The sequence below is a fragment of the Devosia sp. CAU 1758 genome, from assembly GCF_054482695.1.
In genome coordinates, this window is the sequence record NZ_JBTLRJ010000001.1 from 510,291 (window position 1) to 533,790 (window position 23,500).

The window sequence follows — 23,500 nt, forward strand, 5'->3', positions numbered from 1 at the left end:
TATTGCAACAGCTTCTCCCATGGATTTCGCGACAATAACGATGGCTGAGGAGGCCAGCAAGCGGGCGTCTCATTTTATTGCATGAGTCGAAAAAATATGCGTTTGCGGTGACTCGATGCTTTACAGGCCTGTCTGATTATTCTAGCGTCCGGGCCATGGGCTTGGGAGAGTCCATGGCGACAATAATGTCGTCCGTGCCGGAGGACTTCATGCAGATCCGAGCGGCGATGCCCCAGGGCGTCGGCCCCACCAGATGCGGCGCAAGTCGGCATCCGTTGCCGTGCCCGTGTGGCCATGGCGGGCGGATCCGGGCCGTTGGCGCTGTCTGAATTTCCCGAACCCAAAAGACCATAAACAACCAATCTCGAAACATTTTTAGGGAGTCGAGACGTGAAGGTTCTCAAATCAATCGCGACGCTGGTCGCTGCCGGTGCCGTTCTGGCCACCGCCGCAACGGGCGCCTTTGCCCAGGACAAGGGTCTCATTGGCGTTGCCATGCCGACCTCGTCCTCGCTGCGCTGGATCTCGGACGGCAATGAGCTCAAGACCGCGCTCGAAGGCATGGGCTATTCGGTCGACCTGCAGTTCGCAGAAGACGACATTCCGAACCAGCTGGCCCAAGTCGAAAACATGGTCACCAAGGGCGCCAAGGCCCTCGTTATCGGTTCGATCGACGGCACCACGCTTTCTGCCGTACTGCAGAACGCTGCCGACCAGGGCGTCAAGGTCATTGCCTATGACCGCCTGATCCGCGACAGCGCCAATGTCGATTACTACACCACCTTCGATAACTTCCAGGTGGGCGTGCTCCAGGCCAACAGCCTGGTGAAGGGCCTCGAAGAGCGCTTCCCCGACCAAAAGCCGTGGAACGTCGAGCTGTTCGGCGGTTCGCCGGACGATAACAACGCCTTCTTCTTCTATGACGGTGCCATGGCCGTACTGCAGCCGATGATCGACGCTGGTGACATCGTCATCAAGTCGGGCCAGCAGGGCATGGAACAGGTTGGTACGCTACGTTGGGACGGTGCGGTTGCACAGGCCCGCATGGACAATATCCTGTCCGCGAACTACTCGGACGGCAGCCGTGTGCACGGTGTGCTGGCTCCCTATGACGGCCTGTCGCGCGGCATCATCTCGTCGCTCCGCGGCGTTGGCTATGGCTCGGGCGACCTGAGCTGGCCGATCATCACCGGCCAGGATGCTGAAGTCCCGTCCGTCAAGGCAATCATTGCCGGCGAGCAGTACTCGACCGTGTTCAAGGACACGCGCGAGCTGGCCCAGTACACCGCCCAGCTGATCGATACCGTGCTGTCGGGCAACGAGCCGGGTGGCCTCGACACCACCACCTATGACAATGGCGTCAAGGTCGTGCCCTCGATCCTGCTGACCCCGTACGAGGTCGATGTGACCAATTACGAAGAACGCGTGATCGCTTCGGGCTATATCAAGGCCGAAGAACTGCAGTAATCTGCAAGACCCAAGAGGGGGCCCCGCTGCGTGCGGGGCCCTTTCGCGATTTTCCGCAAGACCTCGCGGACGCCCTCTTCTATCTTGGGGCGATTGGGAGGTCGGGTTCGTAGAAGGCCCGATCCTTCGCCGAATCCTTGATAGGTCACTGAAATGACAGGGTCAGCATGACCAAGACCATTCTGGAGATGCGCAGCATCACCAAGACCTTCCCCGGCGTGAAAGCGCTGTCCGACGTCAATCTGGACGTGCGGGAAGGCGAAATCCATGCCATCTGCGGCGAGAACGGGGCCGGCAAGTCCACGCTGATGAAGGTGCTGAGCGGGGTTTATCCCGCGGGCTCCTATGAAGGGCAGATCGTCTACAAGGGCGAGGAACAGCACTTCAAGTCGATCCGCGACAGCGAGCACAAGGGCATCGTCATCATCCATCAGGAGCTGGCGCTGGTGCCGCTGCTCTCGATTGCCGAGAACATCTTCCTGGGCAATGAGCAGGCCAAGGGCGGCGTGATCGACTGGGATGAGACGCGCGATGGCGCACGCAAGCTGCTCAAGATGGTGGGCCTCAACGAAGACCCCGACACGCTGATCACCAATATCGGCGTGGGCAAGCAGCAATTGGTCGAAATCGCCAAGGCGCTCTCCAAGCAGGTGCAATTGCTCATTCTCGATGAGCCGACCGCATCGCTCTCGGAGAAGGACAGCCAGGCGCTGATCGAGCTGCTGCTCGAATTCAAGACCCAGGGCATTACCTCGATCATCATCAGTCACAAGCTCAACGAGATTTCCCGCGTTGCCGACCGGGTGACGGTGATCCGCGATGGCAGGACCATCGAGACGATGGATACCGAGCATATCACCGAGGACCGCATCATCACGTCCATGGTGGGCCGTGCCCTCAGCGACCGCTATCCTGCCCGCACCCCGAAGGTGGGTGAAGTGGTGCTGGAGGTGAAGAATTGGAATGCGTACCACCCGCAGCACCGCGAGCGGCAGATACTGAAGGACATCAACATCACCCTGCGCAAGGGCGAGGTGGTGGGCATTGCCGGGCTAATGGGCTCGGGCCGGACCGAATTCGCCATGAGCGTCTTCGGCAAGTCGTATGGGCAGAGGATCAGCGGCGAGGTTCTGGTCAATGGCCAGAAGGTCGACACCTCGTCCGTCGACAAGGCCATCCGCAACGGCATTGCCTATGCCACGGAAGACCGCAAAACCTATGGCCTGAACCTGATCGACCATATCAAGCACAACACCACCATCGCCAATCTGCGGGGTGTCTCGAAACTGGGCGTCATTGACGATCTGACCGAGATGGACGTGGCCAATGACTATCGCAAGAAGACCAATATCCGCTCGTCGAGCGTCTATCAGGTGGTGGGCAATCTTTCAGGCGGCAACCAGCAGAAGGTCGTGCTGTCGAAATGGCTCTACGCCAACCCGGACGTGCTCATTCTCGATGAGCCGACCCGCGGCATTGATGTGGGCGCCAAGTACGAAATCTACACGATCATCAACCAGCTCGCCGCACAGGGGAAGGCGGTCCTGGTGATCTCCTCGGAAATGTCCGAACTGCTCGGCATCACCGATCGACTCTACGTAATGAATGAAGGCCGCATCGTGGGCGAGATGCCCACCAGCGAGGCGAGCCAGGAAAAGATCATGCGCTCCATCGTGCGCGCTGAAGGAAAGGCATCATGACCACCGAAACTGTTTCGACCGGAACCAGCCCGGCCGCCCAGCCGGCCCAGTCCCAGGAGTTGACCCTGGTCGGCGCCCTGCGCGCCAATATGCGCGATTATGGCCTGTTGCTGGCGCTGATCCTGATCATGCTGTTCTTCCAGTATTTTACCAATGGCGTGCTGTTCAAGCCAGTGAACCTGACCAATATCATCCTGCAGAACAGCTATATCATCGTGATGGCGCTGGGCATGCTGCTGGTCATCGTGGCCGGGCATATCGACCTCAGCGTTGGCTCGGTGTCCGGGTTTGTCGGGGCCCTGGCCGCCATGCTAATGGTGGGGTGGGATTTTCCGCCAGAGCTGGCTTTTCTCGCCCATCCCCTCGTAGCAGGCGCCATATGCCTGGTAGCCGGTGCGGCCATAGGCGCGGCGCAGGGCTATATCATTGCCTATCACCGGGTCCCGGCGTTCATCGTGACGCTGGCCGGCATGCTGATCTTCAAGGGGCTGTCGCTGGCCATTCTCTCCGGCAAGTCAGTCGGGCCGTTCCCGGCTGAATTCCAGATGCTTTCAGCCGGGTTCATCCCCGACGTCGTGGGGCCCACCACTATGCCCTGGCTAGCAGAAAATGGGCAGAATGTGGTGCTGCACACCACCTCCATGGTCATCGCCATCCTTGCAATCGTGGGCATGATCTTCTTCTCCATCCGCACGCGCGCCCGCCGCATTGCCCGTGGCTACAATGTCGAGCCGTTCAGCCTGTTCATCATCAAGAACGTGGTGGTGACGGCACTAGTGCTGTTCTTTGCCTATATGCTCTCCTCCTATCGCGGTCTGCCCAATGTGCTGGTGGTGATGGGCGTGCTGATCGCGGGCTTTGTGTTCATGACCAAACGCCTGACCTTTGGCCGCCGCATCTATGCATTGGGTGGCAATCTCAAGGCGGCGGCGCTCTCGGGCATCAAGACCGAACGCACGACATTCTACATCTTCGCCATCATGGGCGCGCTGGCGGCTCTTGCCGGCATGATCTATGCGGCCCGCCTCAATTCGGCGACGCCAAAGGCAGGGCAGGGCCTTGAGCTCGACGTGATCGCGGCCGTGTTTATCGGCGGGGCTTCGGCACTGGGTGGTGTCGGCCAAGTGGCGGGTGCCGTCATCGGCGCCTTCATCATGGGCGTTATGAACAATGGCATGTCGATCATGGGCGTCAATATCGACTGGCAGCAGATGATCAAGGGCGTGGTGCTGCTCGCGGCCGTGTTCTTCGATCTCTACAACAAGAACCGCTCGGCCTGATTTCCGAGCGCAAGTATGACAAGGCCGCCGGAGCGATCCGGCGGCCTTTCGCATTCAGGGGACGGTGATCCGCACCTCGCCCGCATGCAGCAGCACGGCCTTGTCGAACAGCGACAGGTCGAGCGGGTTGGGCAGCCTTATGTCGGAGAGGTCCGGATGGGCGTCGCCCGCACCCTCAAAGGTCCGGTCGATCTGGGCGATGAAGATCAGGGTGAGACCACGCTGGCGCGCGAATCGCGACAGGGCCTCGATCTGTTCCTGGAGCGGCGGGTTGCTGCGCCTCTGGTCGAGCAATTGCAGATAGTCCACTACGGCCAGTGTTCCCGCAAAGGTCCGGTCGAGGCTGGTCATGATGTGATCGGCGCAGATGCCATCGGAACAGTCCACGCCGATGGCGGCGATTGCCGACGGGCCTGCCCCAAGCTGGGTGAGATTTTCGATAACTTCATTGGGCGTGTAGTCCAGCGTGAAGAAATGGGCCGCCCGCCCGGCCGCAATTGCCTCCAGAACCAATTGCAATGCCAGCATGGTCTTGCCCTGTTGCGGACGAGCCGCCAGGAGCACCAGTTCACCCCTTCTCAGTTCGGTCAGCAAATTTGCTGCCGTGGTGGATTGCCCGGCATTCCGGGCCGCCAGCAAGCTCCAGCTGGGGTAGCCATTCTGGGCGGCAATGCCGTCGAGCGCGGCATGGAGCGGGATTGATTGTTCGCGCGCCGTTTTGCGGGCGAGACGTTTCAAACGAAATATGGGAGCAGATAGCGTCATGATAAAACCTCCTGTCGCGGTCGATCCAGGCAATCCCTCCTTTTGCTGTCGCGCGACATGTCGGTTTGGCGATTAACTGGCCCGGCAGGACAACTGCTTTCCCGGTGGAGGGGGGAGGCGCGGGCCGCGCCAGAATCAGAGCATAGCGCAAATCTCGGCGGGCGGCGATCTGGGCCTTGACGGCTGTAAACAAATGTAACACTAAAAGTTACCTATTAAGCGAAGGATCGTGGAATGACCGGGTTTGACCATGCCGCCTCGCGTTATGCCGAAGGTCCACCAAAGCAGGTGCCAGGCTTGGCGGGGCTGCACCGGATGATGCAATTGCTGCTGGCGGAGCGCGTGCCGGAGACGGGGCGTGTGCTGGTGCTGGGCGCCGGCGGCGGTATGGAGCTTGCAACGCTGGCGGAGGCGCATCCCGGTTGGAGTTTTGACGGGGTCGACCCATCGGCGCCGATGCTGGAGGCCGCGCGGACAGCGCTGGCGGCGCATGCCGGGCGGGTGCGCCTTCACGAGGGCTATATAGAGAATGCCCCGGAGGGGCCCTTTGACGGGGCGACGTGCCTGCTGACCTTTCACTTCATTCCGACTGAACAGAGATTGGCGACCTTGCAGCAGTTACACCGGCGCCTGCGGCCGGGGGCGCCATTGGTTGTGGCCCATATGAGTTTTGCCCAGGACGAGACGAGCCGGCGGCTCTGGACCAAGCGACACGCCGCCTTTGCAGCCTCGAACGGGGTGGACGCGCTCAGCGCCCAGTCGGCGCAGCAGATGATGCTGGACCGGTTGCATTTCCTGTCGCCCGAGGATGAAGAGGCGATGCTGGCCGAAGCGGGGTTCAGCGATGTGAGCCTTTTCTATGCCGCGTTCGATTTCAGGGGCTGGATTGCCTATGCAAGCTAAACATCAGATCTCGATTTCGGCGTCCTTGTGGGCGCCCCACTCGGCCCAGGAGCCATCATAGACAGCGACATCTGTGGCGCCGGCCTGCTCGAGGGCGAGGGCCAGTGTAACAGCGGTGATCCCGGAACCGCAGGTTGTGACGATGGGTCTCGTGAGATCGACGCCGCGATCGGCGAAGATGACCCGCAATTGCTCGGGCGAGCGGAGCTTTCCGCCCTCTGTCAGAAGCGAAACCGGAACGTTGAGGCTATCGGGAATATGACCGGGCTTGAGGCCTTTTCGAGGCTCGGCCACTTCCCCGTGAAAGCGCGGAGCCGGGCGGGCATCGATCACCTGCGCAGTGTGACTGCGTAGATTGGCGGCAATTGCATCGAAATCCACTACGGCGTGGGGATCGAAATCGGTCTCGAAGAGGACTTTGTCGCGCTTGACCAGACCGGCTTCGACAGGACGGCGCTCGGCACGCCATTTGGGGCCACCGCCCTCGAGCATGACGACGTTCCGGGCGCCAAAAGTGCGGAAGGTCCACCAGACGCGCGGGGCGCTGAACAGGCCCACCTCGTCGTAGATCACGATGGTCATGTCCGCCGAAATGCCCAGTGCTCCAACGGCGCGGGCGAAATCGGACGGCGCCGGCAACATGTGCGGCAGGTCGGTGGTCGAGTCGGCAATGCCGTCGATGTCGAAGAACACAGCGCCGGGAATGTGGCCGGCAAGGTACTCCGCCTGCGCGTTGCGGGCCGCGTTCGGAAGGTGCCAACTGGCGTCGACCACAACCACATCGGGGGCCGCGAGATGGCTGGCGAGCCAGTCAGTGGAGCAGAAGGGGTGGTTCATGCGCTTGTCTCCGCGGCCGCAGCACTGCGCCCTGTGGTAGCCCTGCTGGCAGGAGGCCAGCAAGCGCTATTGCGGCGATGTCAGCGCAAATGATTATTGCGGCAACATCATGAGATCGGCCACAGGCAGGCAGACTGCGACCTCGGACCCATGAGGCGGTGGGCCAACCTGCCTACTGAACGTGCCGCGGCAAACCGGAGTTCCCGCCAGCTTCGAACGCATGAGGACACGTCTGGGAGGCGGAGGGACAGGAGGGGCTTTGTGGCAATGCGGCGACGCTGTTCAGGCGCGGGGCGCCGGTCCCGAGCTTTCCCGCAGGACCAGTTCCACCGGCCAGAGCTCGTGGATGTCGCCCTGCGGCTTGCCAGCAATCAACTGCATGATCAGCTCGGCGATGCGCGTGCCGGCCTGGCGGATGGAGGAGCGTGTTGTCGACATGGATGGGTACATATTGTCGGCGTTGAGATAGGGGAAGACGTCGTCATGGGCGATCATGGAGACGTCGGTGCCCAATTGCAGCCCGGCCTGGCGAATGGCGCGGAAGACGCCCAACGCCGTCATCATCGAGCCGGCGAGGAAGGCGGTGGGGCGGGGGCGCAGTTCGAGCATGGCCTGGGCCATGCGGAAGGCGATTTCGTCGGTGAAGGCCGAATTGCCAAGCAAGGCCGGATCGACCGGGAGGCCCCGCGCGGTGAGGGCAGCGCGATAACCGATTTCACGATGTTCGGCAAAGGTGCGTCCCTTGACGCCATTGAGCAGGGCAACGCGCCGATGGCCGAGATCGAGCAGGTGGCTGGTGGCGCGCTCCAGGGCACCGGTATTGTCGATGTCGAGCCAGGAGACCGGACGGCCGATATTGGTGCGGCCATGCAGCACGAAGGGGATATCGAGATCCATCAGCAATTCGGCGCGCTCGTCGCTGACCGTGGGCGAGTGAAGGATCACGGCATCCACCTTCTGGCTGGCGGCCAGGCGTCGATAGGCCGCCAGTTCCTCCTGGTGGCTGGCGACAGTGGAAACTAGCATGTCGATTTCCTGGCTGGCCATGTAGCTGCCCACGCCGGAGAGGAATTCGGACATGTGCGGGCCCAACTCGTCGGCGCCGCGCAACACAAGGCCAATGGCGCCGGCCCGGCCGGTCGCCAGGCGCAGGGCGCTGGCATTGGGGCGGTAGCCAAGCATGTTGGCCGCCTCTGCAACGCGCCGCCGCGTGGCCTCCTTGACCTCAGGATAGCCGTTGAGCGCACGACTGACCGTGGTTTGCGACAGGCCGAGATGCTCGGCGAGGTCTTTCAATCTCATGGCGGCGATACGGCCCGTATGCTCTGACGCTCCGGCCTCGCCGCCGGTTGCGGCGCGAAAAACCCCGGTCGCTTCAGCCATTAGGGCAGGCGGCTCCCTTTGAACAGGGCTTACCGTCATTCTCCTCCTCCGGCTATTCAAAGCGATTTCAATTTTTGGCGCAAGAGGTGGAAATCGTTTCAGATTTCTGAGGTGCGTACATCATCCTAAATCCAGGGAATTTTAGCGCTCTCGGGCGAGGCCTGAACTCAACCAATTGAAATATAGCGGTAAAATCTTCCTAGCGTTGAAAAGACCTGAAAATCACAGGAGGCTCCGCTTGACAGAAATTGGAGGCTCTGGTTGGTTGGCTTCCAAAGCGCTTTCAAACTGAACGGCAAATCGGTTCGGTAGGGTGCTTTTGAAAGGGGAGGAGGTCTGGTCCGGCACAATGCGCAGGATCGGTCCAACGCGCCTCCTCCGTGACATGTTTCTTTCGGGAGGATTTCCAATGAAGATGAACAAGCTGCTCGTTGGTCTGTTGACGACCGTGACGCTGGTGGCGGGCTCCGCCCAGGCCGCCGAGCTCTCCGTGGTTTCGGGCGATACCGGCAATGGTCTGGCGTTCCTGCAGTCCCAGCTGGAAAAGTTTGAAGAGATGACTGGCCATACCGTCACCGTGGTGCCGATGCCGTCCTCGACCACCGACCAGTTCGGCCAGTACCGCCTGTGGCTGGCTGCCGGCAATACCGATATCGACGTGTACACCACCGACGTGATCTGGGCGCCGCAGCTCGCCGACCAGTTTCTCGACCTGAGCGAAGCGGCTGCCGACGTCGTCGGCGAGCATTTCCCCTCGATCATCGAGTCGCAGACCGTGGACGGGCGGCTGGTTGCCGTCCCGGCCTTCACCGACGCGCCGGCGTTGTTCTACCGCACCGACCTTCTCGAAAAGTACAATAAGGAAGTCCCGACCACCTGGGCCGAGATGACGGCAACTGCGCAGGAAATCATGGATGCCGAACGTGCGGAGGGTAACCCCGACATGTGGGGCTTCGTGTTCCAGGGCAATGCCTATGAAGGCCTGACCTGCGACGCCCTGGAATGGGTCAAGTCCTATGGCGGCGGCCAGATCGTGGAAGCCGACGGCTCAATCTCGATCAATAACGACCAGGCTGCGGCCGCTATCGAAATGGCAGCAGGCTGGGTTGGTACGATCGCGCCCGATGGCGTGCTGGGCTACATGGAAGAAGAAAGCCGTGGCGTCTGGCAGCTCGGCAATGCCGTGTTCCACCGCAACTGGCCCTATGCCTACTCGCTGGGCAATAGCGACGACTCGGCTGTGAAGGGCAAGTTTGACGTTGCTCCGCTGCCCGCCGGCGAAGGCGCTGACGCCCGTTCGGCGGCGACGCTTGGTGGCTGGAATTATGCGGTGTCCAAGTATTCCCAGGACCCGGATGCTGCCATCGAACTGGCCCTCTACCTGGCTTCCCCGGAAGTCCAGAAGGAGCGGGCGATCAACCAGTCGAACCTGCCCACCATCGAAGCGCTCTATGAAGATACCGACGTGCTGGACGCCTCCCCGTTCATGGCCAATTGGAAGGAAATCTTCCAGAACGCCGTGCCGCGTCCGTCCGCCCCGACCAAGACCAGCTACAACGAAGTGTCGTCGCTGTTCTGGAGCGCGGTGCACAACACGCTGTCCGGTAACGGTTCCGCCGCGGAAAACCTCGAAATGCTCGAGGCCGACCTGGCCGACCTCAAGGGCGACGCCTGGTAAGTCCTCCCAGGGCCCAAGCAAGCGGACGGCGGGGACTTTCCCTGCCGCCCGCTTCGCGCAATGATGGACAACAAAAGGGGGAGGGGACGTGATGGCGACTGAGACAATGACGTCACCGGTTGCTGCGACCGGAGCCAAGATCAAGTCCGAACTGATGCAACAGCGTGTGCGGGCCGCGCGGTGGTTCCTGCTGCCCATGCTGGTTGCGCTGGCGATCGTGGCCGGGTGGCCGCTGCTGCGATCGATCTATTTCTCCTTCACCGATGCGTCTCTCAACAACCTTTATGGCGCCGAGTGGATCGGTTTTGGCAATTACCTGCGGTGGAGCGTGCTCGAGAGCGGCACGGTGCGCTATCGTGGCTTGCTGGTCGACTCTGCCTGGTGGAATGCAGTTTGGAATACGGTGCGCTTCGCCTTCTGGTCCGTGCTTTGGGAAACCGTACTGGGCATGATCGTGGCACTGGTGCTCAACGCAGAGTTCAGGGGGCGTGGCATTGTCCGTGCCGCAATCCTCATACCCTGGGCCATCCCGACCATCGTTTCAGCCCGCATGTGGGGCTGGATGCTCAACGACCAGTTCGGCATTCTCAACGACCTGGGCCTGCGCCTGGGCCTCTTGAGTGAAAAAGTCGCCTGGACTGCAACAGCCGAAACGGCAATGACGGCCGTGCTTGTAGTCGACATCTGGAAGACCACACCCTTCATGGCGCTGCTGATCCTGGCCGGCCTGCAGATGATCCCCAAGGACATCTATGAGGCCGCCGACATCGATGGCGTGCATCCGGTCAAGCAGTTCTTCAAGATCACCCTGCCGCTAGTGCGTCCGGCGCTGATGGTGGCGATCATCTTCCGCGTGCTTGATGCGCTGCGCATCTTCGACCTGATCTATGTGCTGACGCCCAATAGCGCGGCGACCAAAACCATGAGCGTGCTGGCGCGCGAAAACCTATTCGATTTTGATAATTTCGCCTATGGGTCAGCGCAGTCGACGCTGCTGTTCCTGATCATCGCGATCTTCACTATCCTCTATATCTGGCTGGGCAAGGTCAATTTCGACGGAGGAGATCGTTGATGACCGGCACGTTCGATCTGTGGAAAATGACCAAGACAGCCCTGTTCTACCTGCTGGTCGTGGTCATCGTGGTGGTGTCGGTGTTCCCGTTCTACTACGCGATCCTGACCAGCTTCAAATCGGGTACCGACCTGTTCCGCATCACCTATTGGCCGACCTCGTTCAGCCTGCAGAATTATGAGTCTGTGCTCAATACGGGCAGCTTTCCGCGCAATCTCCTCAATTCGGTGTTCATCGCCTCCGTCACGGTGCTGCTGGCGCTGTTCCTGGCGGTGACGGCGTCGTTCGCGCTGAGCCGTGTGCGATTCCGCGGGCGCAGCCTGCTGCTGATGACAATCCTGGCCGTCTCGATGTTCCCGCAGATTGCGGTGCTGGCGGGTCTGTTCGAGGTGATCCGGTTCCTGGGCATCTACAACACGCCCTGGGCGCTGATCTTCTCCTACACGATCTTCACCCTTCCCTTCACCGTCTGGGTGCTGACCACCTTCATGCGCGAGCTGCCGGTCGAAATCGAGGAAGCCGCGATTGTCGACGGGGCGACGCCCTGGGTTATCATCACCCGCGTGTTCATGCCGCTGATGTGGCCGGCCCTTGTCACTACGGGCCTGCTGGCCTTTATCGGTGCCTGGAACGAGTTCCTGTTCGCGCTAACCTTCACCTCGTCAAATGACACCAGGACCGTGCCGGTGGCCATCGCGCTGCTGTCGGGCGGTTCGCAATATGAAATTCCATGGGGCGCCATCATGGCCGCATCGGTGATCGTTACGGTGCCACTGGTGGTGCTGGTTCTGATATTCCAGCGCAAGATCGTGAGCGGTCTGACCGCCGGCGGCGTCAAGGGTTAGGGAGAGAAAACAATGGCAAGCATCGAGCTTCGCAATATCCGCAAAGCCTTTGGCGCAGTGCAGGTGATCAAGGGGGTGGACCTGGAAATCCGCAAGGGTGAATTCATGGTCTTTGTCGGCCCATCGGGCTGCGGCAAGTCCACGCTGCTGCGCTTGATCTCAGGCCTTGAGGACATCACTTCGGGAGAGATGCTGTTCGACGGCAAGGTGGTCAATGCGCTGGCGCCGTCCAAGCGCGGCATTGCCATGGTGTTCCAGTCCTATGCGCTTTACCCGCACATGACCGTTTATGAGAACATGGCTTTCGGGCTGACCCTGGAAAAGGGCAAGGACAAGGAAGAGATCCGCCACCGCGTGGAAAAGGCTGCGGATATGCTGCAAATCCGGCAGTATCTGGACCGCTTGCCCAAGCAATTGTCGGGTGGGCAGCGGCAGCGCGTCGCTATCGGCCGGGCCATTACCCGCGATCCGAAAGTGTTCCTGTTCGACGAGCCGCTGTCGAACCTGGATGCGGCGTTGCGCGTGGCCACCCGCATCGAGATCGCCAAACTGCATGAAGGCATGCACGAGGTGACCATGGTCTATGTGACGCATGACCAGGTGGAGGCGATGACGCTGGCCGACCGCATCTGCGTGCTGCGCGATGGTCTGGTCGAGCAGGTCGGAACGCCCATGGAGCTCTATGAAAAGCCGGACAGCATCTTCGTGGCGGGCTTCATCGGTTCGCCCAAGATGAATTTCATCGCCGGAGAAAAGGCTGCTGCCTTCAATTGTGCCACCCTGGGCATCCGCGGCGAACACATGCTGATCAAGAATGATGGCATCTGGGAAGGCACGGTGATCCACACCGAGAACCTGGGCGCCGACGCCTATGTCTACCTCGAGATGGGCACTGAGGAGCCGGTCGTGGTGCGGCTTGAGGGTGCCGCGGAGCATCGCAGTGGCGAAGTCCTGCGGGTCTCACCGATGGAAGACCGGATCCACCGGTTCGACGAAGCCGGCAAGCCGATCCGCTGAGGCAGGCGGCGACGCTGTGTCGCGCTCACGAGTTTGCGGAAGGGGCTGGTGCAGGAAATCGGACGTGGCCATATCCTCGTCACTTCCCTTGAACACATTGGTGCTCGCGACCCGGGCTTGGGTTTGCCCACCATTGACTGAAGATCGGGCGCGACCGCGGTCGCGCCCTGGAAACCACCCGGGCCGCCGGACTCCCACCGCGCGGCAGGGTCAGACGAAGCTCAGGAGAATTTCATGCCGATCCGTACCCTGGTCTGGGGCGAGAATGTCCACGAACAGAAGAACAAGGTTGTTGCCGAGAACTATCCCAACGGCATGCACAACCAGATTGCCAAGCTGCTGTCGGAAGACAGCAACCTGTCGACCAAGACGACGACGCTGCAGGAGCCCGAACATGGCCTGACCGAAGCGGTTCTGGCCGAGACCGATGTCCTGCTATGGTGGGGTCACGCCGCGCATAACCAGGTCGATGATGCCGTCGTCAAGCGCGTCATGGAGCATGTCTGGCAGGGCATGGGGCTGATCGTGCTGCATTCGGGACATCATTCGAAAGTGTTCAAGGGCCTCATGGGCTCCCCTGCCAACTTGCACTGGCGTGAGGCCGGAGAGCGCGAGCGTCTCTGGGTGGTCAATCCGGGTCATCCCATCGCCAAGGGGCTGCCAGCCTATTTCGAACTCGAATACGAGGAAATGTATGGTGAGCCCTTTACGGTGCCGGAGCCACTGGAAACGGTTTTCGTGTCCTGGTTCCAGGGCGGCGAGGTGTTCCGTTCGGGCCTGACCTATCGCCGCGGTGCCGGCAATATCTTCTATTTCCGCCCCGGCCACGAGACTTACCCGACCTATCACGACGCCAATGTGGGTCAGGTGCTGCGCAATGCAGTCAACTGGGCCTATCAGGGCGATCGCCACGCGCATCTGATGAAGGCGCCGAATACGCCTGTCGGCGAGGCCATCGAAAAGATCGAGGAGCGCGGCGCAAAGCTCTCGTCCGCAGATCATGCCGGCGAAGTGAAGTCGTAACGTCCATGCCACGGAGTGTTCCCGCGCAAGCGGGGACCTCCCGTGGTGGCGTGCAAATATGGGTCAGCGCTTTGTGGCGATGACCAGTGAGATCTCAAGCGGGGCGGTGACCCCAGGGAATAAGACTATGCGTATCCTCATCTTGGGTACCGGCGGCATGGCCAATACGCATGCCAAGAGCTTTGCGGCCATCGAAGGCGTGACCCTGGCCGGCGGTGTCGATGTCGACCCGTCGCGGGTCGAAACCTTTTGCGCGGCACATGGCATAGAGCGAGGCTTCGGCTCGCTGGATGCGGCCATTGCGTGGGGCGAGTTCGATGCGGTGGCCAATGTGACGCCCGACAGCGTTCACTACCCAACCACCATGGCGGCGCTGGCGGCGGGCAAGCATGTCTTCTGCGAAAAGCCGCTGGCGACCGATCACGCCCGTGCCCAGGAAATGACCGAGGCTGCCGAGCGGCTGGGTCTCGTGAACATGGTCAACCTGACCTATCGCAATGTGGCCCAACTGCAAAAAGCGCGCGAAATCGTGCAGTCGGGCCAGATCGGCACCGTCAAGCATTTCGAGGCAAGCTATCTGCAAAGCTGGCTGGTGTCCAAGGCCTGGGGCGACTGGCGCACAGAAAGCCAGTGGCTATGGCGCCTCTCCAAAAAACACGGCTCGAACGGCGTGCTGGGCGATATCGGGGTGCATATTCTCGATTTTGCCGCCTATGGCGCGGGCAGCGATTTTTCAAAAGTATTTTGCCGGCTCGAGACTTTCGACAAGGCGCCGGGCAACCAGATTGGCGAATATGACCTGGATGCCAATGACAGCTTCGCCATGACGGCGCAGCTGGAAAATGGCGCGCTGGGGGTTGTGCACGCCTCGCGCTGGGCGACAGGGCACTTCAACGAATTGCGTCTGCGCGTCTATGGCGACCAGGGCTCGGTGGAGGTGCAGCACCGGCACGACTGGTCGAAGCTGTTTACCTGCCTTGGGCCGGATGCCGAAACCGGCAGCTGGACCGAGGTCGAAGTCGATCCTGTCCCTACCAATTACGAACGTTTCATCGAGGCCTGCCGGATGGGCAAGAACCTCGAACCCAGCTTCCGGCATGCCACCAATATTCAGAAGGTTCTGGATCTGGCGACGGCAACCGACCGGGACCGGGCGGAGCACAGGGTTTAAACTGAAAAGGCCCCGGCAAATGCCGGGGCCTTTCTGTTTCAGACCGAGCGCTTAGTCGCGGTCATCAACATAGACGATGACGGAACCATCGGCCTTGGTCTTGATGCTGACCACGTCCTCGACGGCGTGGCCTTCAGCCTCGAGCTTAGCCTTGATGGTGGCATTGTCTTCAATGCGGGTGTGCAGGCCGGCCTGAGCGTCCGCATTGGCGGTCAGCTCATTGTCGAGCGCCGCGCTCTCGGTCTCTGCGTTGCCCTTGAGAGAGGAAATCAGCACGATCGAGACCTTGGACTCGTCGGTGATGCTGGTCAGGTCCAGATCGGCCGAAGCCTTGATCGAGGACATGACAGAGCCATAGGTATCGTCAGCCATATCATTGGCATTGGCATTGGCATTGGCATTGGCATTCACGCCCGTGGTGGACGATGCATTGGCCTTGGTGCCAGAATCCACTCCGGCATCCGCGCCGGTGTCGGTGCCGGCTTCAGCGTCAAGCGACGGGGTGTCGACAGAAACGCCAGCGCCGGCATCGACGCCGACATTTGCATCCTGCGAGATAGCCGGCAGAGCGCTCGAAGCAAGCAGTGCGGCGACGGTCGTTGCGATAATGGTCTTCTTCATTTTCAGTCTCCTGTTGTGGGATGTGCCCCCCACTTGGACAGCCAGACAACGACAGGTTCCCTTGATGGTTGCGACCCATGCGATCACAATCGGCTCACAAACCATGTGTGCACTTGCAACCCTCTGACGCTGTACCAATTTCTATTTGCAGCAGAAAAGGAGCGTCGCATGGGTATTGTCTGGGCCATCATCATCGGATTTTTCGCCGGTCTCATCGCCAAGTGGATCACGCCGGGTGACAACAAGCCGAGTGGCTTCATCCTGACCACAGTGCTAGGCGTCGTCGGTTCGGTCCTGGCCACCTGGCTTGGCCAGCAGATCGGCTGGTACGATCAGGGCGATGGCGCTGGCTTCATCGCGTCAGTCGTCGGCGCAGTGATCATTCTCCTGGCTTGGGGTCAGATCGCTCGCCGGGCTTAACGGCCGAAGGCAACAGCAAAAAAGGGCGCCTGAGGGCGCCCTTTTCCATTTCGCGACACTGACGCCTATTCGACGACGGTGATGCGGCCGTCGGTATAGGGGGTGTATTCACCACCCTGCTTGGCGATGTAGTCGGCCAGAACCTGTTCCAGCGGCGGGCCAAAATCGTAGGGATTGTCGCCTTCGGCAAAGGTGCCATAGCCGTCGCCGCCGCCACGCATGTAATTGTTGGTGACGACTGTGTACGTCGCTTCTTCGTCGATCGGCACCCACTCGTCGCCTTCACCCTTGACCATGACATCGCTGATGCGGTCCCCGGCCGGATTGGCCAGAGTGTAGGCATATGTCAGGCCAGCGACCTGTGGGAAGCGCCCGGCGCCGTTCTCGATGTCGGACACGCCGTTCTCAAGCGCGTCGATGACGTCGGCACCAGAGATATCCACGGTTGCGAGCGTGTTGGAGAAGGGCAGGACCGTCAGCACTTCACCCATGGTGATCTCGCCCGCATCGATGGACGAACGAAGGCCGCCGCCATTCTGGATGGCAATGGTGGCGCCCGATCCTGACGCCGCGTCCAGGATCGCGTCGGCGACGAGGTTGCCCATGGAACATTCCTCGACGCGGCAGACTTCGCGCGAACCTTCGATGGCATCGGTGGACGTGCCGATGACTTCTTCCATGAGCGAGTTGATCGGCTCCTGGAGCTCAGCCAGGCGGGAAACATAGCCTTCATCTGGTGTAACCGACGCATCCATGATGATGGGTGCACCGTCAGCAGACACCACGTTGCCTTCGTCATCCCAGGTGACAACCAGATCGCCGAGATATTTGGCATAGGCGCCTGCCGTTACGACGGGGACTTCCGTGCCATCGGTACCATTGACCATGGTCGGGTAGGGGCCAGCGGCACTTTCATCGGTGTTCGACAGGAGTGTGTGGGAATGACCACCCACAACGACGTCGACGCCCGGAACATTGGCAGCAATCTGCAGGTCCTGCGCGTAGCCCACATGGGTAAGGGCGATGATCTTGTTCACGCCTGCCGATGCGAGGGCTTCCGCCTGGGTGGAGAGGCTGGTGATGGTGTCTTCAAACTGAACATTGTCACCCGGAGAGGAGGTTTCGTCGGTGTCCTCGGCCAGGGCTGATATGAAGCCAACCTTCTCGCCTCCGATCTCCAGCACATGCGTGCCCGGAATACGACCAGCCAGCAGTGGCTCGTTCTCGACATTGGTATTGCCCGAGATAATCGGGAAGTTCACGGCGTCGAGCAGCTTGGCGAGCTCTTCAGGACCATCGTCGAATTCGTGGTTGCCCACGGCCATCACTTCGATACCCAGATCGTTGGCGAACTCGGCAATGATCTCGCTGCGATACTGGGTATAGAACAGGGAGCCCTGGAACTGATCTCCGGCATCGACGAGCACCACGTTCTGGCCGTCCAGGTCGGCGCGCTTGGCGTCGATCGCAGTCTTGAGACGGGCAATGCCGCCAAAGCACTCACCCGCAGCGTCCGTCTCGGGATCGCAATTGGAATCGGTGCCAGTGATCGGCCCGAAGCGGGAATGGAAATCGTTGATATGCAGAATGTTCAGCGTGAACTCGGCATAGGCGGCTGTGGAGAAGCCGGCGCAGAGGGTAAGCGCAGTCGCGCCCAGAAGCAGTTTCTTCATCCCTGATATCCCTTTTTGCTTTTTGCAGACGACGTTACCTCCGCCAGTGCGACCCTGACGCCTTCAGGCCGGCCAGCAGCGTCGCTAAACAGTTAATCAGGTAATTGTGACAGTGGAAAGTGGACCTTTTGGTCAAAATTTCTGACCCAATGGCGTTATCGCCACCCGCCTGTTGCGTAAACGCGGCTGCAAGAGTTCGCGCGTATTGCTGTGGTTCTCGTTGTGAAATGCTGGATCGCCTGCCGATGAATGCCGCCCTTGAAAGCCTGATGCGCGAGCCACCCACCATCCCTTTGAGCGAGAGGCCCCGAGGGGGCATTCTCTCCTTCCTGCTGATCGGCGGCGGCGCTGCGGCGAGTTTCGTTGTCCTGAGCAGCCTCCTGATCGCCCACCTGACCATGCTGGAGGCCTGGATGGTCAGCACCGCCTGCTACGGGGCCTATATTATCCCGATCTATCTGCTGCACCGGCGCTTCACCTTCGCTTCGGCCGCCGCGCATCGCCAGGCGCTGCCGCGCTATGCGGCGGTGCAGGCCATGGCGCTCGTGCTGGCGAGCCTGTTCGGCGTCGTGTTTCACGGTGCGCTGCACTTGCCCAGCCTGCCGGCGGCGATCCTGGTCATCCTGCTCACCTCGGGCGTCAACTACATGGTGCTCAAAGGCTGGGCCTTTGCCCATGAACGACGCATGGCCACAGCAGCGGCATGAGTGGCGCGTCCCAGGGGAAGCAGTTCCTCAATGCGGTGCATGGTGCGCTGATCTTCGGCCGGCGCGTCGAGGCGCTCGCCGATGCGCTGGCGGACGCTATTCCGGCGGGCACCGGGCAGGTGCTCGACCTCGGATGCGGCGACGGACAGGTGGCAGTGGCGCTGATGCAGCGTCGCCCGGAACTGGCTGTCGAGGGGGTCGACGTGCTGGTGCGGCCGGTCACCCATATTCCGGTGACCGCCTATGACGGGTCGACGCTGCCATTCGCGGATCAGAGCTTTGACCATGTCACCATTGTCGACGTGCTGCACCACACCGATGATCCGGCAGCCGTGCTGTCGGAGGCGGCGCGGGTGGCGCGGCAATCGGTGGTGATAAAGGACCATCTGCGTGAGGGCTGGCTCGCCGGTCCGACCCTCAGGCTGATGGATTGGGTCGGCAACCGCGGTCACGATGTGCGCCTGCCCTATAATTATCTCGACGGCGGCGAGTGGTCAGCGGCGTTCGTCAAGGCGGGGTTGGAAGAGGCGCGGCGCGCCGGCCGGTTGGGGCTCTATCCGGCACCGCTGAGCTGGGCTTTCGAGCGGCGTCTGCATTTTGTGAACTGCCTCGTGCCCATCAATCGCACCTGACGGGCTTTCAATACCGGCTCACTAGGGTATTCTCCGCGCCGTTTGATTTGCGGGGAAATGCTCATGCGCAGTGCTTTGATTGTCTATGGCGGCTGGGAAGGCCACGACCCGGAGGAATGTGCCACCATCTATCGCCGGTGGCTGCATGAGGACGGTTTTTCGGTCCGCACCGCCACGGAAACCAGTGCCTTCGCCGATCCGTCCATTGCCGACCTGTCGCTGATTATTCCGATCTTTACGATGAGCAAGATCGAGAAGGAAGAGGTCCAGAACCTCACCAAGGCGGTACGCGGTGGCGTGGGCCTGGCCGGGCATCACGGCGGCATGAGCGATGCCTTCCGCGAGGCGGTGGACTACCAATTTATGGTGGGAGGCCAATGGGTAGCCCATCCAGGCGATATCATCGACTACACGGTCGATGTGACCAAGCCCGACGATCCGATCATGGCTGGCATCAAGCCGAGCTTTCCCTATAAGTCCGAGCAATATTACATGCATGTCGATCCGATGATCGAGGTGCTGGCCACGACGACCTTTACCGGCGATCATGCCCCCTGGATCGATGGCGCCGTCGTGCCGGTGGTGTGGAAGCATCGCTACGGCCAGGGCCGGGTCTTCCACATGACGCTGGGGCATCAGGCCAAGGAGTTCGAGAATTCCAACATGGCCACCATCATGCGCCGTGGGTTGAACTGGGCCGCGCGCGACGAGTAAAAAACGCGACGATCTGCTGACGATGCCGGGCTGCAAACGTCGACCCGCTCCGCTTCCGGTGCTCACGTACTGCGGTACGCTGCGCTCCGGTTCTCGCGAGCCAACATTTTCGCCTCGGCCTTGCCAGCAGCGCGATGCGTTTTTCCGGCGCTACCAGCGCAGCAGGAACCGCCCGAGAACCGCGCCCAGCAGCGCAGTCAGGGCGATGCCCAGCGAATACCAGACGGCCATGAACATCATGCTGGTCTCGCCGCAATAAAAGGCATAGGCGGCGGCGCCGAAGCCGCCAGCCAGCAGCCCTGCGGCGAGGCCCGCCAGGGTCGGGGAGGCAGGGGCGAAGCGCCGCATGGCGCCGAGCAGCATGGCCAGCATGGGTGCCGCGGTGAGGATGATCAGCCAGGGGCAGACCAAGGCCGTGCCGCCCATCAGCATAGGCATGGCCCAGTCGGCCTGCATCCAGCCCATGGTTCCCATTGCCAAGGCCGAGAGCGCCAGGGCGACGGCGGCGAGCAGCGGCCAGACAAGGCGCCCGTCGGGGCGCGACAGGGCCGGCACCGCGATGAGGCCGAGCAGGCCCAGCCCCAGGGTGAAGGCCAGCTTGCCCCAGAACATGGCGCTGCCCCAGGCGCCGCCAAAGGGGCGGCCCATCACCAGGTCAAGAAAGAGCGGGCCGAGCAGGAGGCTACCCGCAATGCCGACCGCAAGTGCGGTCCAGAGCCGGCGCTCGAGGGCGCGGGGTGGAACAGGTTTCAGATCGGAACTGAGGCGGGCAATGAGATCGTCGGTCATTTCTCACCCCCGGCAAAGCGGGCCATCAGCGATTTGAGACCGCGATGAATGGAGACCTTGGCGGCTGTCTCGGTCATGCCCTGGCGCGCGGCGGCCTCGGCAATGCTGGCGCCTTCGATGCGGGTTTGGCGGATGAGATCGGCGGTGCGGCCGGAGATGGTACTGAGCACGGTTTCCACATCATGCCGGTCAGCGGCATTGGCGCTGTCGTCCCGCGCAAACACTGGCGCATCATCGTCAAGCTGGACCGTGGGGCGGATAGCATGGCGGCGGACGTGATCGACAAATTTGTGATGGGCAATTGCATGCAGCCAGGCGGTAAAGGGCCGAGTCGTGTCATAGGTCATGCGCCGCGAATGAATAGCCAGCAGGGTTTCCTGCACGAGGTCCTCCGCATGCGAAGTGTGGGCGGCGCTGAGGCGTCGCGAAAAATAGGGGCGAAGATGCCGACCGAGTTCGGACAGAAGCGTGCGATAGGCCGCGCCATCGCCCTCAATCGAGGACAGCATCAGGCTGCGCAGGCGCTCCTCGATCGGATCAGACTTCACCATCGCTTTCCATTCGCTGCGTCACGCGACAAGGTTACACGGGCTTTTTGACGGTAACCAGAGGCCGGTGTGGAACGAATGAGCCATGACATTTCAGTGATGACCCGCACAGCCTTGGCGCGCTAGCGTAGCTATAGGGAATTGAGGGGCTCGGAGGAAGACCATGACGTCGCCACAGGAATTGCCGCCGACCCGAGGGCCGCTGATCTATCGTCAGTCGATCTGGACGCGCCTGACCCATTGGGTGTGGGCGATCTGCCTCTTCTTCCTGCTGCTTTCTGGCCTGCAGATCTTCAATGCGCATCCCAATCTCTATATCGGTGAGCAATCCGGGTTCGAGTTCGATAATTCGGTCCTCAGGATCGGGGCGGCCAATACCCCCGAGGGGGCGCGCGGCCAGACCACCGTGTTCGGACAGAAATTCGACACGACCGGCGTGCTGGGGATGAGCGGGTCCGCAGAGCGGCCGCAATTCGTGGGCTTTCCGGGCGCGGTGACTATTCCGTCCTTCCGTGACCTCGCCACCGGCCGGGTGGTGCATTTCTTTTTTGGCTGGATCTTTGTCGGGGCGCTGTTCGTCTGGTTCCTCGCCAGCTTCATCAACGGGCATCTGCGGCGCGACATCGTCCCCCATGGCGCCGATGTGAAGGGATTGCCGCGAGACGCGCTCGATCATGCGCGCTTCCGCCTCCATCATGGGCGCAGCTACACGCCATTGCAGAAGTTGAGCTATTTCACGGTGTTCTTCATTCTCTTCCCGCTCATCATCCTCACCGGACTGACGATGAGCCCGGGCATGGATGCGGCATGGCCCTGGCTGCTCGACATTTTCGGCGGGCGGCAAACGGCGCGCACCATTCACTTCGGGGTCATGGTGCTGCTGGTGCTGTTCTTTATCGTCCACATCGTCATGGTGCTGCTGGCCGGGCCGCTCAACGAGCTGCGCTCCATGATCACCGGCTGGTATCGCACCAGCCCGGGCACGCCCGCACAGAAGGGAGACAAGCCATGAGCCGGCTGATCGTCAATCGCCGCAAGTTCCTGGCCGGATCGGCGGCCATCGGCTCTTCGCTCGCCCTATCGGGCTGCAACCAGTTTGATTTCCTCGGGCAGCGCGGCAATCCGGTGCGACAGGTGATGGAACAGGCCAATGTGCTGACCTATTCGGCGCAGCGGGCGCTGATCGGAGACCAGGTGCTGGCCCGCGAATACGCAGCCAGCGAAATCCGCCAGGGCATGAAGCCCAATGGCTCCACCGAACCGACGACGGCGGAATACACCTTCCTCCGCATGCAGAATTTCGCGCCCTATCGGCTGACCGTCAAAGGCATGGTGGAGCGCGAGGTCAGTTTCTCGCTCGAAGAATTGCGCAATATGCCTGCCCGGTCGCAGATCACCCGGCATGATTGCGTGGAAGGTTGGAGCTGCATTGCCAAGTGGACGGGCACTGCGCTGGGGCCGGTGCTCGACCAGGCCGGGGTGAAGCCCGAGGCGCGCTATTGCGTCTATCACTGCTATGACAATATCCAGCGCGGATTGACCGGCGATATTCTCTATTACGAAAGCTCGGACCTGATCGACGCCTATCACCCTCAGACCATCCTCTCCTATGGTCTCAATGACGAGGTGCTGCCGGTCAGCAATGGTGCGCCGATCCGTTTGAGGATCGAGCGGGCGCTGGGCTACAAGCAGCCCAAATATCTGCACACGATCGAACTGGTCGATGACCTGACGCCCTTCGGCCAGGGCAAGGGCGGTTATTGGCCGGACAATGGCTACGATTGGTATGGCGGGATCTAGAATACTTCCTTGGTGGTCTCGCCGGGCAGGTCGTTCCAGCAGTCGACCCAGGAAATGCGGCTCTCGACGCCATAGTGTCCTTCGGGCCTGTGCAGGCGCTCCGGGTGATCGAATGAGCCGACGGTGAGGCGGATGAACTCGTCATCGTCGTAGTTGAGGTAGAGTGGTGTGCCGCAATCGGGGCAGAAGCCCCGGGTTGCGATGGGCGATGAGCGATAGATGGCGGGTCTCGCATTGGTCCAGCGGAGCTCGGCGTGGGGCAGTCGGACGAGAACGGCAAAGGGTCCGCCCGTGGCCTTCCTGCACATGGTGCAATGGCAAAGACCAACCGCTACGGGCTCCGCCTCGATCTGATAGTGTCGCCTGCCGCACAGGCATCCGCCGGTCCAAAGCATCGTTGTTTCCTCCTGCTCGCCGAACGCCCCACCCCTCCTGCAGTTCCCCGGCGCATTGCT

General features: G+C 61.4%; 24 protein-coding genes. 16 read left to right on the plus strand and 8 right to left on the minus strand.

Annotated elements, in window-relative coordinates:
• The first annotated feature begins 390 nt into the window (after positions 1-390).
• From chvE to mmsB, 3 genes are all read left to right on the plus strand, one after another.
• A complete protein-coding gene (gene chvE / locus ACXYMS_RS02470) occupies positions 391-1,467 on the plus strand; it encodes a multiple monosaccharide ABC transporter substrate-binding protein (RefSeq protein ID WP_458903439.1) in 1,077 nt (358 codons plus the stop codon).
• A 167-nt stretch (positions 1,468-1,634) separates the two neighbouring features.
• Entirely contained in the window at positions 1,635-3,167 is a 1,533-nt protein-coding gene (mmsA, locus tag ACXYMS_RS02475) for a multiple monosaccharide ABC transporter ATP-binding protein (protein WP_458903440.1), read from the plus strand.
• The gene (gene mmsB, locus ACXYMS_RS02480; protein ID WP_458903441.1) at positions 3,164-4,447 is read left to right on the plus strand and encodes a multiple monosaccharide ABC transporter permease; all 1,284 of its coding nucleotides are present in this window, start codon (positions 3,164-3,166) and stop codon (positions 4,445-4,447) included. The genes mmsA and mmsB overlap by 4 nt, the downstream gene beginning before the upstream one ends.
• A 54-nt stretch (positions 4,448-4,501) precedes the next feature.
• Here mmsB and ACXYMS_RS02485 read toward each other — a convergent pair whose 3' ends face one another.
• Positions 4,502-5,212 carry a DNA helicase gene (locus ACXYMS_RS02485; protein WP_458903442.1) on the minus strand — a complete coding sequence of 237 codons (711 nt, stop codon included), beginning with the start codon at positions 5,210-5,212 and terminating at the stop codon, positions 4,502-4,504.
• Positions 5,213-5,446: 234 nt separating this feature from the next.
• On the opposite strand from ACXYMS_RS02485, the gene ACXYMS_RS02490 reads away from it, so the two are divergent.
• A complete protein-coding gene (locus tag ACXYMS_RS02490) occupies positions 5,447-6,115 on the plus strand; it encodes a class I SAM-dependent methyltransferase (RefSeq protein WP_458903443.1) in 669 nt (222 codons plus the stop codon).
• 3 nt (positions 6,116-6,118) lie between these two features.
• On the opposite strand, the gene sseA is transcribed toward ACXYMS_RS02490, so the two are convergent.
• Both sseA and ACXYMS_RS02500 read right to left on the minus strand, forming a co-directional pair.
• Positions 6,119-6,952, minus strand: coding sequence for a 3-mercaptopyruvate sulfurtransferase (sseA, locus tag ACXYMS_RS02495; protein ID WP_458903444.1), 834 nt, complete (start codon positions 6,950-6,952; stop codon positions 6,119-6,121).
• 282 nt (positions 6,953-7,234) lie between these two features.
• Positions 7,235-8,254 carry a LacI family DNA-binding transcriptional regulator gene (locus ACXYMS_RS02500; protein WP_458904584.1) on the minus strand — a complete coding sequence of 340 codons (1,020 nt, stop codon included), beginning with the start codon at positions 8,252-8,254 and terminating at the stop codon, positions 7,235-7,237.
• A 490-nt stretch (positions 8,255-8,744) separates the two neighbouring features.
• On the opposite strand from ACXYMS_RS02500, the gene ACXYMS_RS02505 reads away from it, so the two are divergent.
• The 6 genes from ACXYMS_RS02505 to ACXYMS_RS02530 all read left to right on the plus strand — a co-directional run bounded on the left by ACXYMS_RS02505 (position 8,745) and on the right by ACXYMS_RS02530 (position 15,141).
• A complete protein-coding gene (locus ACXYMS_RS02505; protein ID WP_458903445.1) occupies positions 8,745-10,013 on the plus strand; it encodes an ABC transporter substrate-binding protein in 1,269 nt (422 codons plus the stop codon).
• Between the two features lie 91 nt (positions 10,014-10,104).
• Positions 10,105-11,085, plus strand: a complete 981-nt coding sequence (locus ACXYMS_RS02510; protein ID WP_458903446.1) for a carbohydrate ABC transporter permease — start codon at positions 10,105-10,107, stop codon at positions 11,083-11,085.
• 26 nt (positions 11,086-11,111) lie between these two features.
• The gene (locus ACXYMS_RS02515) at positions 11,112-11,930 is read left to right on the plus strand and encodes a carbohydrate ABC transporter permease (protein WP_458904586.1); all 819 of its coding nucleotides are present in this window, start codon (positions 11,112-11,114) and stop codon (positions 11,928-11,930) included.
• A 12-nt stretch (positions 11,931-11,942) separates the two neighbouring features.
• Positions 11,943-12,947, plus strand: a complete 1,005-nt coding sequence (locus tag ACXYMS_RS02520) for an ABC transporter ATP-binding protein (protein WP_458903447.1) — start codon at positions 11,943-11,945, stop codon at positions 12,945-12,947.
• A gap of 234 nt (positions 12,948-13,181) precedes the next feature.
• On the plus strand, positions 13,182-13,970 hold the full coding sequence (locus tag ACXYMS_RS02525) for a ThuA domain-containing protein (protein ID WP_458903448.1): 789 nt from the start codon (positions 13,182-13,184) through the stop codon (positions 13,968-13,970).
• 127 nt (positions 13,971-14,097) lie between these two features.
• Positions 14,098-15,141 carry a Gfo/Idh/MocA family protein gene (locus ACXYMS_RS02530; protein WP_458903449.1) on the plus strand — a complete coding sequence of 348 codons (1,044 nt, stop codon included), beginning with the start codon at positions 14,098-14,100 and terminating at the stop codon, positions 15,139-15,141.
• A gap of 51 nt (positions 15,142-15,192) precedes the next feature.
• On the opposite strand, the gene ACXYMS_RS02535 is transcribed toward ACXYMS_RS02530, so the two are convergent.
• On the minus strand, positions 15,193-15,762 hold the full coding sequence (locus ACXYMS_RS02535) for a hypothetical protein (RefSeq protein WP_458903450.1): 570 nt from the start codon (positions 15,760-15,762) through the stop codon (positions 15,193-15,195).
• 168 nt (positions 15,763-15,930) lie between these two features.
• Between ACXYMS_RS02535 and ACXYMS_RS02540 the strand changes: the two genes are divergently transcribed.
• Positions 15,931-16,182 carry a GlsB/YeaQ/YmgE family stress response membrane protein gene (locus ACXYMS_RS02540; RefSeq protein WP_458903451.1) on the plus strand — a complete coding sequence of 84 codons (252 nt, stop codon included), beginning with the start codon at positions 15,931-15,933 and terminating at the stop codon, positions 16,180-16,182.
• A gap of 65 nt (positions 16,183-16,247) precedes the next feature.
• Here the strand turns inward: ACXYMS_RS02540 and ACXYMS_RS02545 are convergent, their stop codons facing one another.
• Positions 16,248-17,855 carry a bifunctional metallophosphatase/5'-nucleotidase gene (locus tag ACXYMS_RS02545; protein ID WP_458903452.1) on the minus strand — a complete coding sequence of 536 codons (1,608 nt, stop codon included), beginning with the start codon at positions 17,853-17,855 and terminating at the stop codon, positions 16,248-16,250.
• 227 nt (positions 17,856-18,082) lie between these two features.
• Between ACXYMS_RS02545 and ACXYMS_RS02550 the strand changes: the two genes are divergently transcribed.
• The 3 genes from ACXYMS_RS02550 to ACXYMS_RS02560 all read left to right on the plus strand — a co-directional run bounded on the left by ACXYMS_RS02550 (position 18,083) and on the right by ACXYMS_RS02560 (position 19,908).
• Entirely contained in the window at positions 18,083-18,562 is a 480-nt protein-coding gene (locus ACXYMS_RS02550; RefSeq protein ID WP_458903453.1) for a GtrA family protein, read from the plus strand.
• Positions 18,559-19,194 (plus strand): class I SAM-dependent methyltransferase, encoded by a 636-nt coding sequence (locus ACXYMS_RS02555; protein WP_458903454.1) that lies wholly within the window; start codon positions 18,559-18,561, stop codon positions 19,192-19,194. Before ACXYMS_RS02550 ends, ACXYMS_RS02555 begins: the two co-directional genes overlap by 4 nt.
• Positions 19,195-19,257: 63 nt before the next feature.
• Positions 19,258-19,908, plus strand: a complete 651-nt coding sequence (locus tag ACXYMS_RS02560) for a ThuA domain-containing protein (RefSeq protein ID WP_458903455.1) — start codon at positions 19,258-19,260, stop codon at positions 19,906-19,908.
• 150 nt (positions 19,909-20,058) lie between these two features.
• Here the strand turns inward: ACXYMS_RS02560 and ACXYMS_RS02565 are convergent, their stop codons facing one another.
• Entirely contained in the window at positions 20,059-20,697 is a 639-nt protein-coding gene (locus ACXYMS_RS02565) for an NrsF family protein (RefSeq protein WP_458903456.1), read from the minus strand.
• On the minus strand, positions 20,694-21,218 hold the full coding sequence (locus tag ACXYMS_RS02570; RefSeq protein ID WP_458904588.1) for a sigma-70 family RNA polymerase sigma factor: 525 nt from the start codon (positions 21,216-21,218) through the stop codon (positions 20,694-20,696). Before ACXYMS_RS02570 ends, ACXYMS_RS02565 begins: the two co-directional genes overlap by 4 nt.
• Before the next feature lie 190 nt (positions 21,219-21,408).
• Here ACXYMS_RS02570 and ACXYMS_RS02575 point away from each other — a divergent pair, with 190 nt between their 5' ends.
• Positions 21,409-22,257: a cytochrome b/b6 domain-containing protein gene (locus ACXYMS_RS02575; protein WP_458903457.1), complete on the plus strand. Its 849-nt coding sequence runs from the start codon at positions 21,409-21,411 to the stop codon at positions 22,255-22,257.
• Positions 22,254-23,045: a molybdopterin-dependent oxidoreductase gene (locus ACXYMS_RS02580; RefSeq protein ID WP_458903458.1), complete on the plus strand. Its 792-nt coding sequence runs from the start codon at positions 22,254-22,256 to the stop codon at positions 23,043-23,045. The genes ACXYMS_RS02575 and ACXYMS_RS02580 overlap by 4 nt, the downstream gene beginning before the upstream one ends.
• Here ACXYMS_RS02580 and ACXYMS_RS02585 read toward each other — a convergent pair.
• Positions 23,042-23,440, minus strand: a complete 399-nt coding sequence (locus tag ACXYMS_RS02585) for a GFA family protein (protein ID WP_458903459.1) — start codon at positions 23,438-23,440, stop codon at positions 23,042-23,044. The genes ACXYMS_RS02580 and ACXYMS_RS02585 overlap by 4 nt on opposite strands.
• Positions 23,441-23,500 lie beyond the last annotated feature (60 nt).